Below are 12,261 nucleotides of genomic sequence, written 5' to 3'. Positions count from 1 at the left end.
TCTTATGCTTGAGTGAATTCAGGTACAATGAAATAATAAAGGGGAGGAAGTGATATCGATTGAATGGATCTTCTCCACTAATCACAATTGGTGGGTTAACTTTTAATATTGCAAATTGCTTGTCAACCTTGATTGCAGCAATCTTGGTCTTCATTTTGTTTTTTGCTTTATCAAGAAAAATAGAAATGCGACCTGGAAAGGCTCAAAATCTTTTAGAATGGATTGTTGATTTTACCAATGGTATTGTCAAGCAAATGATTCCTGACAAAGGTCAAGCACAACCAATCATGTTTTATGTGTTTGTGATGTTTGCCTTTATCTTTGTTTCTAACCAGTTGGGTTTAATTTTAGAAATTGCAGTTGGTGGGCAAACGTTTGTGAAATCACCAACTTCAAGTCCAATTGTTACAATGGCTTTAGGAACTATTTCTATGGTTTTATCCCATTTTTACTGTGTTCAGCAATTAGGCTTTAAAGGCTATATCCATCACTATGCCGAGCCTATCTGGTTTTTAACTCCAATTAATATTTTGGAAGAGTTTACTAACTTTTTGACATTATCACTTCGTCTTTACGGTAATATTTTTGCTGGTGAAGTTTTATTAGATTTAATTGTCAAAATGGCTGGCTCACATGGAATATTAACTTGGATTCCATCATTGTTAGTATCAATGATTTGGCAGGGATTCTCAGTATTTATTGGAGCAATCCAAGCGTATGTATTTGTTACACTATCAACTGTCTATATATCACACAAGATTGTAGCGGAATAATTTGGAGGTATTATTTAAATGAAATTTTTAGGTGCAGGTATCGCAGCAGGTTTGGCCGCATTGGCCGCTTCATATGGTAACGGAAAGGTTATCTCTGAAACTATTAAGAATATGGCTCGTCAACCTGAAATGGCTGGACAATTACGTTCAACAATGTTTATCGGTGTTGGTTTGATTGAAGCTGTGCCAATTTTGGCGATTGTTGTTGCCTTTCTTCTGGTTCTTTAATAAGCGAGTGTTGGAACTTAATAAGAAAGGGATGACGTATCATTGCAAACTAAATTATTATTAGCAGCAGAATCTTCATCACTTGGTGATACGTTGTTTGTTTTAATTGCTTTTATCTTATTGGCGCTATTGGTGAAACACTATGCGTGGGAACCAATCACTAATATGATGGAAAAACGTAATCAAAAGATTACTGGTGATCTTGATTATGCCGATCAAGAACGCCATGACGCGGAAGCATTAAAACAGCAGCGCGAAGCAGCTTTAAAGGATTCTAAGGTAGAAGCAGTACAAATTGTTACTGATGCTAAAAAATCAGGTGAAGATCAGCGACAAAGTATTGTTGATCAAGCCCATTCGGAGGCTCAAGAAATTCAATCTCGAGCTCAGGCTAATGCTCAGCAAGCAAAAGAAGATGCGATGAAGTCAGTTCAAAATGATGTTGCCCAGCTTTCAGTTGACATTGCCACAAAGATAATTGGTCGCGAATTATCTGTTAGTGATCAAGCAAATCTGATCGACTCGTATATTAAGGAGTTGAATGCCAGCCATGAAACTAAGTAGTGATGAAATTGGTCGGCGATATGGCAAGGCCTTATTTGAATTTGCGCAAGAACAAAACCAAAAGCAAGCAATTCTTGAAGAATTGCAAGCTTTAACCGAAATATATCGTCAAGTTCCGGATTTGGGAGCTGTTCTAACTGATGCGCGTCTATCGACTATTGAGAAACAAAAAATTTTAACAACATTAACAAATTCAGCTAGTAAAATAATGCAGAATTTTTTAAAGTTGGCATTTGAATATCGGCGTCTCAATGCAATTCCTGAAATCACTGCCGCTTATGAAAAATTGTATGATGAATCTACTGGAACTTATGATGCTACTATTACTTCAGCCGTTAAGTTGAACTCACAACAAGTCGAAAATTTAAAAAAAGCATTAACAAAAAGAATTTCAGCAAAAACGATTAATATTACAATGAAAATTGATCCTTCAATTATTGGAGGCGTGATTGTTCAAGTTGGCAGTCAAATTATTGATGGTAGTATTGCTACAAGAATCAGAGGTATTAATCGCGTATTACTGAATGATTAGTAATAAATATAGAGGTGAAACGAATGAGCATCAAAGCTGAAGAAATCAGTTCGTTGATTAAAGAGCAACTGAAAAATTATCATGACGATTTGGCAGTTGAAGAAGTAGGAACTGTGACTTACGTCGGTGATGGTATTGCCCGTGCTCATGGATTGGATAATGTAATGTCCAATGAGTTGTTGGAATTTACCAATGGCTCATTTGGTATTGCCCAAAACTTAGAGACTAATGATGTTGGTATTATTATTCTGGGTAAATACGATGATATTCGTGAAGGCGATCGTGTTAAAAGAACTAAACGAATTATGGAAGTACCTGTTGGGGAAGCCTTGATTGGTCGTGTTGTTAGCCCTTTAGGCCAACCTGTTGATGGTTTAGGAGCTATTAAGACAGATAAAACCCGCCCAATTGAAAATGTTGCTCCTGGTGTTATGGAACGGCAGTCAGTTTCAGAACCTTTACAAACAGGTTTAAAAGCTATTGATTCCTTAGTACCAATTGGTCGCGGTCAGCGTGAGTTAATTATCGGTGATCGTAAGACTGGTAAGACATCAATTGCGATTGACACAATATTAAATCAAAAAGATCAAAACATGATTTGTATTTATGTTGCAATTGGTCAAAAGGAATCAACAATTAGAGCCCAAGTAGAAACTCTTCGGAAAATGGGTGCAATGGATTATACAATTGTTGTTGAAGCTGGTCCTAGTGAACCCGCACCATTGTTGTACATTGCTCCTTATGCTGGTGCTGCTATGGGCGAGGAATTTATGTATAACGGTAAGCACGTTTTAATTGTTTATGATGATTTGAGTAAGCAAGCTGCTGCTTATCGGGAAATATCCTTGCTATTACGGCGGCCACCAGGGCGTGAAGCTTATCCTGGGGATGTTTTCTATTTGCATTCACGTTTATTGGAACGTGCAGCTAAATTGAGTGACAAGCTTGGTGGTGGTTCTATGACCGCATTACCAATCATTGAAACTCAAGCTGGTGATATTTCTGCCTATATTCCAACTAATGTAATTTCGATTACTGATGGACAGATTTTCTTACAAAGTGATATGTTTTATGCTGGTAATCGGCCAGCTGTTGATGCGGGTACCTCCGTTTCTCGTGTTGGTGGGGATGCCCAAATTAAAGCTATGAAAAAAGTCGTTGGTACTTTAAGATTGGATATTGCATCATATAATGAACTTGAGTCATTTGCTCAATTTGGTTCAGACTTGGATGACGCGACTCAAGCAAAATTGAATCGTGGTCGAATAACCATGGAAATCTTAAAACAACCACTGCACGCTCCAATTCCAGTGGAAAAGCAAGTTGTAATCTTTTACGCTTTAACACATGGATTCTTAGATAAATTGGATGCTGAAAAAGCTCAAGATTTTCAACAGGGACTTTTTGATTTCTTTGATAGTAATCATGCAGATTTGTTAAAAGAAATTAAAGAAACTGGTAATTTGCCTGATGAAGACAAAATGACCCAAGCAGTGAAAGATTTCGCCGATGGCTTTGATGATTCGGCAAAATCTACCGATCAAACAGAGCAATAGTAAGGGGGTATGACTAATGGCTGAGTCCTTAATGGATATTAAACGCCGCATTGCTTCAACTAAGAAGACAGGTCAAATCACTAATGCTATGCAGATGGTTTCTGGAGCCAAGTTAACACAAATTGAAAAGAAATCTAACGCCTATCAATTGTATGAACAAAAGCTGCAAGATACTATGGGTCATTTAGTTGCAAGTAAGATTATCAGTCAATACAAAAGCACAGATGACGAACAGTCGCAGGATGTAATGTCTTTAGACCACCTTTTGAAGAATCGACCAATTAAAAAAACCGGTTATATTGTTGTTACTTCTGATCGTGGTCTGGTTGGCAGTTATAATTCGACAATCATTAAAGCAACTATGGATTTGTTAGAAAAAAATCATCAGGGCGACAAGTCTAAATTTACGATAATTGCAGTGGGCGGCACTGGTGCTGATTTCTTCAAAAAGCGCGGTTACAATGTTGCTTATGAATATCGTGGCGTAGAAGATGTTCCGAAGTTTTTAACTATTCAAAAATTGGTCAAAACATGTGTAGAAATGTTTGATGCTGGGGTTTTTGATCAATTGTATATTTGTCATAATCATCATGTTAATTCGTTAACTTCAACTTTTAAGGTTAATGAGTTACTACCAATTTCTCGTGATATTGCTGATGATATTAATTTTGATAATATTGAAGATAACCCTAATTACATTATTGATCCATCTGTCGAAGTTGTATTGCAAAAGTTAGTGCCACAATATATTGAAAGTATTGTTTTCGGTTCAATAATGGATGCTAAAACTGCTGAACATGCTGCATCAATGTCTGCAATGAGAACGGCAACTGATAACGCTGATGATTTGATTGCCAGTTTGTCATTGAAATATAATCGTGCTCGTCAAGAACAAATTACTACTGAAATCACCGAAATTATCGGTGGTGCATCAGCGTTAGAATAAGAAAGGGGTTGTTTAAATGAGTCAAGGAAAAGTAGTTCAAGTTATTGGCCCCGTTGTTGACGTCGAATTTCCACTTGATGGTTCTTTACCTGATATTAATAATGCTTTAACTGTTAAAACTAGCCAAGGTAGTACTATTACGCTTGAAGTTTCATTGGAATTAGGTGATGGCGTTATGCGGACAATTGCCATGTCTGGTACCGATGGTTTGCAACGTGGAACTGTTGTTACTGACACAGGTAAACCTATCAGTGTTCCTGTTGGTGACGTAACTTTAGGTCGTGTTTTTAATGTTTTAGGCGAAACTATTGATGGTGGCGATCCAATTGCCGAAGATGTCCAACGCGATGGTATTCATAAAGATGCACCTAAATATGATGACTTAAATACTACTTCTGAAGTCTTAGAAACAGGAATTAAAGTTATTGATTTGTTGGAACCGTATCTGCGTGGTGGAAAAGTTGGTCTCTTCGGTGGTGCTGGTGTTGGTAAAACAGTTTTAATTCAAGAATTAATTCATAACATTGCCCAAGAACACAATGGTATCTCTGTTTTTACTGGTGTTGGTGAACGTACACGTGAAGGTAATGACTTATATTTTGAAATGAAAGCTTCTGGTGTTTTAGCCAAAACAGCGATGGTTTTCGGTCAAATGAATGAATCACCTGGTGTGCGGATGCGAGTAGCTTTAACTGGTGTTACAATGGCAGAATATTTCCGTGATGTGGAAGGCCAAGATGTTTTGCTGTTTATTGACAACATTTTCCGCTTTACTCAAGCAGGTTCTGAAGTTTCTGCTTTATTAGGACGGATGCCTTCTGCCGTTGGTTATCAGCCAACTTTAGCTACAGAAATGGGACAATTGCAAGAACGAATTACTTCTACAAAGAAGGGATCTATTACTTCTATTCAGGCTGTCTATGTTCCGGCTGATGATTATACTGACCCGGCTCCAGCTACTGAATTTGCCCATTTGGATGCTACTACCAACTTAGAGCGGAGTTTGACTCAACAAGGTATTTATCCTGCTGTTGATCCGTTAGCTTCAACTTCTAGTGCATTGGATCCCAATATTGTTGGGGAAGAACACTATCAAGTTGCAACTGAAGTGCAACATGTTTTGCAGAGATATCATGAGTTGCAAGATATTATTTCTATTTTGGGTATGGATGAATTATCCGACGAAGAAAAAGAAATCGTTGCTCGTGCACGGCGGATGCAATTCTTCTTATCACAAAACTTCCATGTTGCTGAACAATTTACTGGTCAACCAGGTTCGTATGTGTCTATTAAAGATACTGTCAAAGGGTTTAAAGATATCCTAGCTGGTAAATATGACGATGTCCCTGAAGATGCTTTTAGAAGTGTGGGTACCATTGAGGATGTGTTAGAAAAAGCTAAAAAAATGGGATATCAACCAGCTGATGCTCAAAGTAGTAATGATGATAATACCAAGGCAGCTGCAGCTAATTAGTGGGAGGAGTTAATATGGACGAAAGTGGTATTTTTAAGGTCAATATTGTTACTCCTGACGGCCAAGTTTATTCACATCATTCTCGGCGCTTAATTGCTCGGGCAACTGATGGCGATCTTGGTATTTTAGCTAATCATTTGCCGCTTATTGCGACTTTGCAAATTGCTGAAGTACGTTCATTACGAGCTGATAATGATAATCGTGAAGATGAAATTGCAGTGAATGGTGGCTATTTAGAATTTAAAGATAATGTTGCTACTATTATTGCTGATAGCGCTGAGCGTGCACGTGATATAGACTTACGTCGGGCCCGTTATGCTAAAGAACGAGCTGAAAAGCGTATTAAAAAAGCTGAACAAACTCATGACATTGATGATCGCCAACGAGCTCAAGTAGCTTTAGCACGTGCGATTAATCGAATTAATGTTTCTCAGCATCGCTAGTTATGTTGTTCAAAAGCGTTCTTAAGTTGTTGAATGAAATTCAATAGCTAAGGACGCTTTTTTAGTACAGAAAGCACTGTTTTAACCCAATTTTGCTGATTTTCTGTTAAAATTAAAGGGTATGATATTTAAAGGAGATATATATTGAAACAAATTGGAATTCAAAATCTATTGATAATTTTTAGTCACCTTTTTTTTATTTGGATTGCTTTTATGGCTGTTCAAACATTAGATTGGGATAAATTTTTGCGACCACAATTAAATAGTAATTTAGGTAAACTATTATTAATATTTGTGGCCATTACTCTTGGTTATTCGGTTAGTTCTTTTTTTATTAGTTTAGTTCAGGCTTTCCAAAATTTGATATTTATGTTCTAAATAGCAAGTATACTAATAATAATTTATGATATAATTTTGTGCAGGTAAAGTTTGTTTGGAGGCTAAAAGATGGCAAAATCTATTGGAATTGATTTGGGAACAGCTAATATTTTGATTAATGTCAAAGGAGAGGGAATTGTTGTTAATGAGCCTTCTGTAGTTGCTGTTAATACTCAAACCGATCAAGTGGTAGCAGTAGGCACTGAAGCATACAAAATGGTCGGTAGAACACCGGGCAATATCAAAGCAATTCGGCCCTTAAAAGATGGTGTGATTGCGGATTTTAATATTACTGAAAAAATGCTAAAGTACTTTATTGAAAAAACCAACGTGAAAACTGTTTTTTCTCGGCCACGAATTATGATTTGTTGTCCAACTAACATCACTTCCATAGAGCAAAAGTCAATTATTGAAGCTGCTGAGCAAACTGGTAGTAAAGATGTTTATTTAGAATTAGAACCTAAGGTTGCTGCAGTAGGAGCCGGTATGGATATCTTCAAACCGCAAGGTAATATGGTCATTGATATTGGTGGTGGTACTAGTGATATTGCGATTTTGTCAATGGGCGATATTGCTGCTAGCAAATCAATTCGTTTAGCAGGCGATAAAATGAACGTTGCTATTCAAAATTACGTTAAATTACATCGTAATATTATAATTGGTGAGCGTACTGCAGAAGATGTTAAAAAACAGATTGGGACGGTATTTGAACCAAATCCAGACAACACAATGACTATTAGAGGACGTGATGTGCAAACTGGTTTGCCTGTGAGTGTGACTATTTCAGAAGTGGACGTGCAACATGCGTTAAATGATATTTTTTATACAATTATTGATGGCGCTAAAACTGTTTTAGAGCAAGCACAACCAGAATTATCTGCAGATATTATTGACCATGGTGTTATGTTGACTGGTGGGGGTTCATTAGTTACGGGAGTTGATAAACTATTTGCCCGTGAACTACAAGTACCTGTGATTATTGCCGAAAGTCCGCTAGATACTGTTGCCTTAGGAACTGGTATTTTGTTAGATCATATTGAGAATCATGAGCAATATTAAAGGAAGATTTTATGAATAAGTCACATGGCAATAAGCTTTTAAAAACCATTGCTTTAATTATCTTAGCAGTTTTAATTTTGTTTGTACTTGGTGCGATGATTGGAGCGGTAATTGGTGGTGGCAATATTTTAACGCCATTAATGCCTAGTACCTGGTCGCATATTTTACAGTTTTCAAGGTAAACAATGTGTTTAGTCAAATAATTATTAAGTTAGTAAAGATTTATCAAAGATATATTTCACCTGGTCTGCCAGCTTCATGCCGCTATTATCCTACTTGTTCAACCTATATGATTGAAGCTATTAGTAAGCATGGATTATTGTTAGGAATAATTATGGGATTAGCAAGGATTATCCGTTGCAATCCCTTTAATCGTGGTGGTTTTGATCCTGTACCTGACAAATTCACAATATTGAAAAATCCTCATCCAGAACAATATGAAGATGAGATTATTTCTCGAAAATTTCATCCCAAAAGACGAAAGGAACCTCATGAGTAAAAAAGAACGAAGTTTTAATGTTGAACTACAAGAAATATCTGATATTAACTGGAGCGTTATCGTGTCTTCGAAGAAACGTTCTCAAACAGTGGCTCATATTTCCAAATTAGATGAACATCACTATGAAGTTGAGCAAGTATCGACAAGTGTGGCACCTAAAGTTGTTGTTAATAGTTTAGATGAGGCTTTAAACAGTGCTTTAATGCAATTTAATCTGCATTTACATTAGGAGCTATTATGAACTTAAAAAACAAACAAGATAAAAATGATGATGAAAATTCACGAATTGATTATGGAATAATTTTTTCAGTAATGGTTTTAGCGTTAATTGGTTTAATGTCAATTTATGTTGCGGCAAACCATGATAATGGAACTGTTGGCAGTCCAGTCAAAATGGTTGTTTCCCAGCTAGCATGGTACATTTTAGGAGCAGTTGGAGTTTTAATTATTATGCATTTTGATGCACAACAATTATGGATGATTGCGCCTTATGCATATGGGATTGGAATTTTTCTCTTGGTTGCAGTTTTATTTTTATATAGTCGCGAATACGCTGCACAAACAGGTGCTAAAAGTTGGTTTGCACTAGGACCATTTTCGTTTCAGCCTTCGGAATTAATGAAACCGGCCTTTATCTTGATGTTAGGTCGAGTTGTTACAGAACACAATCATACTTATCATGAACATACACTGCATAGTGATCAAATCCTAATTGGGAAAATGATTTTATGGTCACTGCCTGTTATTGTATTAATGTTACTCCAAAAAGATTTTGGTACTATGCTAGTATTTTTAGCGATAATTGCAGGAACAATGTTAGTTTCTGGTATCGATTGGCGAATTATTACCGGCTTAGTAATTTTTGCTTCCATTTTAGGTTTTACGGCAATTTCGTTGGTGGCGACAACTTCGGGACGTGAATTATTAAGTCACATTGGCTTTCATGCTTATCAATTTGAGCGCATTGACTCATGGCTCAATCCAGCGCATGACACGTCTAATAATAGTTATCAGCTCTGGCAAAATCTGAAAGCTGTTGGCTCGGGTAAGCTTACAGGTAAGGGCTTTAACCATTCTAATGTTTATGTTCCAGTACGTGAATCAGATATGATTTTTTCAGTTATTGCAGAAAACTTTGGCTTTATTGGTTCATGTTTATTAATTATGATGTATTTTTTGTTAATTTCACAAATGGTTAAAGTAACTTTTGATACCAAAAATGAATTTTATGCTTATGTATCAACTGGAATTGTAGTAATGATTTTATTCCATGTATTTGAAAATATCGGTATGAGTATTGGATTATTGCCAATGACGGGAATCCCTCTGCCATTCATTTCCCAAGGGGGTTCTGCTCTGATTGCCAATATGATTGGTGTAGGCGTCATTATGTCAATGAGATATCATTACAAGAGTTATATGTTCAGCAGTGATCATTTTGATTGACGATTTAAACAGCATTTATGGCTTGTTTAACAAGTTATAGTGCTTTTTTATTATAAAAAGTTACAAATATTTGTATGAATCCTAAAAACCAATAAAAAATCTGATTTCATTTTATTGAAATCAGATTTTTAGTATAAGAAAATAATTAATTATCTAGTACCTATTTTTTAGAAGCTTTCATAGGTTTTCCGTCAATATCTGTTCGTACAACTAATACGTCACAAGGAGCATTACGTGTTACAAATTCGGTTACTGAGCCAATTAATAAGCGTTCCACAGCATTTAGCCCAGTAGCACCAATCATAATTAAATCAATCTTATGATCTTTGGGATAGTTACGTGCAATTGTGGTTTTAGGTGCTCCATATTCGATTTTGCTAACAACTTGAGCGACTCCTTGGTCCTTAGCTGTAGTTTGATATTCATCAATGGTTTTTTTTGCTGTTTCAGTTACTTGTTCTACCATTGAGGAATCAAAACTAGAAACATCTTGAAAAGCCCGTGTATCAATTACATGTAAAATATGCAAAGTAGCATGGTTTCTTTTGGCAACTTCAATAGCTTTATGAAAAGCAATTTCTGCCTCATAAGAACCATCTATTGCTACAAGAATGTTGTTATATTGTTGTAACATCATTACGCCTCCAATGTTAACTTTCTTACTTTAGTTTAACCTTTTTTGACTAAAAAATCATCTTTTTCTACTAGCTAAAGCGAGAAATAATAACAGCGAAGCCTCCTGTAATTACACTTCCTAAAACTAAGGTGACTAAATTAAAGCTCAAAGGAGCTAATAATAAAATAAAGACTCCAATGATGCTCGTAATTAATAAAAGATAGCCGGTAATTTTCATTATTTTTTGCACACTTATTAAATGTTGCTGGTCAAAAAGAAAAAAGGGTTTTTCTAAATGGGTGAGCATAAAAACTCCTAAAAGCGCTAATAAAATTATGAAGAGAATAATTAACAATTTAATCATCATGATGACCTCGTTCTTTATTTTGAAGTTGATATAATCGATCATAAGTTTTTTTCAAGGCTTGTTCATACTTACCGTTAGTTTTAGGTTGATAATATTGCGTGCCTTGGAGTTGGTTAGGTAAATACTGTTGAGCAATCCAATCATTAGGGTAGTTATGTGGGTAGTGATAATTTTGGCCACGCTGCAATTTTTGAGCACCTTTATAATGAGTGTCTTTAAGACTGTTAGGAATTTGGCCACTTTTACCAGAACGAATATCATTTAAAGCAGCATCAATTGCATTAATCCCAGAATTAGATTTAGGACTCAAACAAAGTTCAATAATAACATCTGCTAGCGGAATACGAGCTTCTGGTAATCCCACACTATCAGCTACTTGACAAGCAGCAACAGTACGCTGACAAACTGAAGGATTAGCTAAGCCTATGTCTTCATAGGCAGTTACTAACAAGCGTCTAATTATGGATTTTAAGTCTCCAGCTTCCAGCAAACGAGCTAAATAATGTAAAGCTGCATCTGTATCACTACCACGAATAGACTTTTGAAACGCAGAAATCACATCATAGTGCCCATCACCATTTTTATCAGCAGAAAGGGTCTTTTTTTGGATAGATTCTTCAGCTGTTTTTAAGTCAATATTTATTGTCTGATTTTCATCGCTGGGAGTTGATTTGACAGCTAATTCTAATCCATTCAAAGAACTGCGCAGATCACCAGCAGTCGCTGTAGTGAATAATTCTAAGGCCTCACTAGTAAGGTGCACTTGATAGTTACCTAAGCCACGTTCTTTATCTTTTAAGGCCCGAAGTAAGGCTGTTTGGATATCGTGTGGAGTAAGGGGGTAGACTTCAAATATCTGTGTCCGACTTCTAATAGCAGGATTAATGGTAATATAAGGATTTTCTGTGGTCGCGCCAATTAGAATGATTTCACCACTTTCTAATAGAGGCAGTAAAAAGTCTTGCTTGATTTTATCAAGCCGATGAATTTCGTCGAGTAATAAAACCACAGTACCACTCATCTTAGCCTCTTCGGCTACTATTTGCAGTTCCTTTTTGGAATCAGTTGCTGCATTGAGTTGGCGAAAAGCGTACTTAGTACTGCCCGCGATAGCACTAGCAATACTGGTTTTACCTGTCCCAGGAGGACCATATAAAATCATTGATGACAATAAGCGGGCTTGGACCATCCGCTTAATAATTTTTCCTGGACCGACTAGATGTTGTTGGCCAACGACTTCTTCAAGATTACGGGGACGCATACGATAAGCAAGGGGATGTTGCATCTGCCATTCTTCTTTCATAAAATAATATTGGAAATTAATTGATAATATAAGAAAAGCAACCCAAGGGGTTGCTTTGAATAAATATGGAACTGGAA

17 protein-coding genes are annotated in these 12,261 nt (G+C 36.3%); 14 read left to right on the top strand and 3 right to left on the bottom strand.

The window, feature by feature from the left end; translation table 11 throughout:
* The first annotated feature begins 59 nt into the window (after positions 1 to 59).
* From atpB to DS830_RS03975, 14 genes are all read left to right on the top strand, one after another.
* Entirely contained in the window at positions 60 to 773 is a 714-nt protein-coding gene (gene atpB / locus DS830_RS04040) for a F0F1 ATP synthase subunit A (RefSeq protein ID WP_118902204.1), read from the top strand.
* An 18-nt stretch (positions 774 to 791) separates the two neighbouring features.
* Positions 792 to 1,001: a F0F1 ATP synthase subunit C gene (gene atpE / locus DS830_RS04035; protein ID WP_118902201.1), complete on the top strand. Its 210-nt coding sequence runs from the start codon at positions 792 to 794 to the stop codon at positions 999 to 1,001.
* 42 nt (positions 1,002 to 1,043) lie between these two features.
* Positions 1,044 to 1,565 carry a F0F1 ATP synthase subunit B gene (atpF, locus tag DS830_RS04030; protein ID WP_118908335.1) on the top strand — a complete coding sequence of 174 codons (522 nt, stop codon included), beginning with the start codon at positions 1,044 to 1,046 and terminating at the stop codon, positions 1,563 to 1,565.
* On the top strand, positions 1,543 to 2,097 hold the full coding sequence (atpH, locus tag DS830_RS04025; protein WP_118908334.1) for an ATP synthase F1 subunit delta: 555 nt from the start codon (positions 1,543 to 1,545) through the stop codon (positions 2,095 to 2,097). Before atpF ends, atpH begins: the two co-directional genes overlap by 23 nt.
* A gap of 23 nt (positions 2,098 to 2,120) precedes the next feature.
* Positions 2,121 to 3,653 (top strand): F0F1 ATP synthase subunit alpha, encoded by a 1,533-nt coding sequence (gene atpA / locus DS830_RS04020; RefSeq protein ID WP_118908333.1) that lies wholly within the window; start codon positions 2,121 to 2,123, stop codon positions 3,651 to 3,653.
* A gap of 16 nt (positions 3,654 to 3,669) precedes the next feature.
* A complete protein-coding gene (locus DS830_RS04015; RefSeq protein WP_118908332.1) occupies positions 3,670 to 4,599 on the top strand; it encodes a F0F1 ATP synthase subunit gamma in 930 nt (309 codons plus the stop codon).
* Positions 4,600 to 4,615: 16 nt separating this feature from the next.
* The gene (gene atpD / locus DS830_RS04010) at positions 4,616 to 6,073 is read left to right on the top strand and encodes a F0F1 ATP synthase subunit beta (RefSeq protein ID WP_118902188.1); all 1,458 of its coding nucleotides are present in this window, start codon (positions 4,616 to 4,618) and stop codon (positions 6,071 to 6,073) included.
* A gap of 14 nt (positions 6,074 to 6,087) precedes the next feature.
* Entirely contained in the window at positions 6,088 to 6,516 is a 429-nt protein-coding gene (locus DS830_RS04005; RefSeq protein ID WP_118908331.1) for a F0F1 ATP synthase subunit epsilon, read from the top strand.
* A 144-nt stretch (positions 6,517 to 6,660) separates the two neighbouring features.
* Positions 6,661 to 6,894: a DUF1146 family protein gene (locus DS830_RS04000; protein WP_118902183.1), complete on the top strand. Its 234-nt coding sequence runs from the start codon at positions 6,661 to 6,663 to the stop codon at positions 6,892 to 6,894.
* A gap of 69 nt (positions 6,895 to 6,963) precedes the next feature.
* Positions 6,964 to 7,953 (top strand): rod shape-determining protein, encoded by a 990-nt coding sequence (gene mreB / locus DS830_RS03995; protein WP_118908330.1) that lies wholly within the window; start codon positions 6,964 to 6,966, stop codon positions 7,951 to 7,953.
* An 11-nt stretch (positions 7,954 to 7,964) separates the two neighbouring features.
* Entirely contained in the window at positions 7,965 to 8,135 is a 171-nt protein-coding gene (locus DS830_RS03990; RefSeq protein ID WP_118902177.1) for a DNA-directed RNA polymerase subunit beta, read from the top strand.
* A gap of 5 nt (positions 8,136 to 8,140) precedes the next feature.
* A complete protein-coding gene (gene yidD, locus DS830_RS03985; RefSeq protein ID WP_118902174.1) occupies positions 8,141 to 8,452 on the top strand; it encodes a membrane protein insertion efficiency factor YidD in 312 nt (103 codons plus the stop codon).
* On the top strand, positions 8,445 to 8,681 hold the full coding sequence (locus tag DS830_RS03980) for a DUF2969 family protein (protein WP_162887511.1): 237 nt from the start codon (positions 8,445 to 8,447) through the stop codon (positions 8,679 to 8,681). The genes yidD and DS830_RS03980 overlap by 8 nt, the downstream gene beginning before the upstream one ends.
* A gap of 8 nt (positions 8,682 to 8,689) precedes the next feature.
* A complete protein-coding gene (locus DS830_RS03975) occupies positions 8,690 to 9,898 on the top strand; it encodes an FtsW/RodA/SpoVE family cell cycle protein (RefSeq protein WP_118908329.1) in 1,209 nt (402 codons plus the stop codon).
* A gap of 160 nt (positions 9,899 to 10,058) precedes the next feature.
* Here DS830_RS03975 and DS830_RS03970 read toward each other — a convergent pair whose 3' ends face one another.
* The 3 genes from DS830_RS03970 to DS830_RS03960 form a co-directional block, all read right to left on the bottom strand.
* A complete protein-coding gene (locus tag DS830_RS03970) occupies positions 10,059 to 10,532 on the bottom strand; it encodes a universal stress protein (protein ID WP_118908328.1) in 474 nt (157 codons plus the stop codon).
* Between the two features lie 70 nt (positions 10,533 to 10,602).
* Positions 10,603 to 10,881, bottom strand: coding sequence for a hypothetical protein (locus DS830_RS03965; protein ID WP_147369736.1), 279 nt, complete (start codon positions 10,879 to 10,881; stop codon positions 10,603 to 10,605).
* Positions 10,871 to 12,166 carry a replication-associated recombination protein A gene (locus DS830_RS03960; RefSeq protein ID WP_118908326.1) on the bottom strand — a complete coding sequence of 432 codons (1,296 nt, stop codon included), beginning with the start codon at positions 12,164 to 12,166 and terminating at the stop codon, positions 10,871 to 10,873. Before DS830_RS03960 ends, DS830_RS03965 begins: the two co-directional genes overlap by 11 nt.
* Between the last annotated feature and the right edge of the window lie 95 nt (positions 12,167 to 12,261).

The organism is Bombilactobacillus bombi (assembly GCF_003522965.1).
In the GTDB taxonomy this organism is placed as follows: domain Bacteria; phylum Bacillota; class Bacilli; order Lactobacillales; family Lactobacillaceae; genus Bombilactobacillus; species Bombilactobacillus bombi.
The sequence above is the reverse complement of the archived record's forward strand: the minus strand, read 5'-3'. Positions and strand labels throughout refer to the sequence as shown.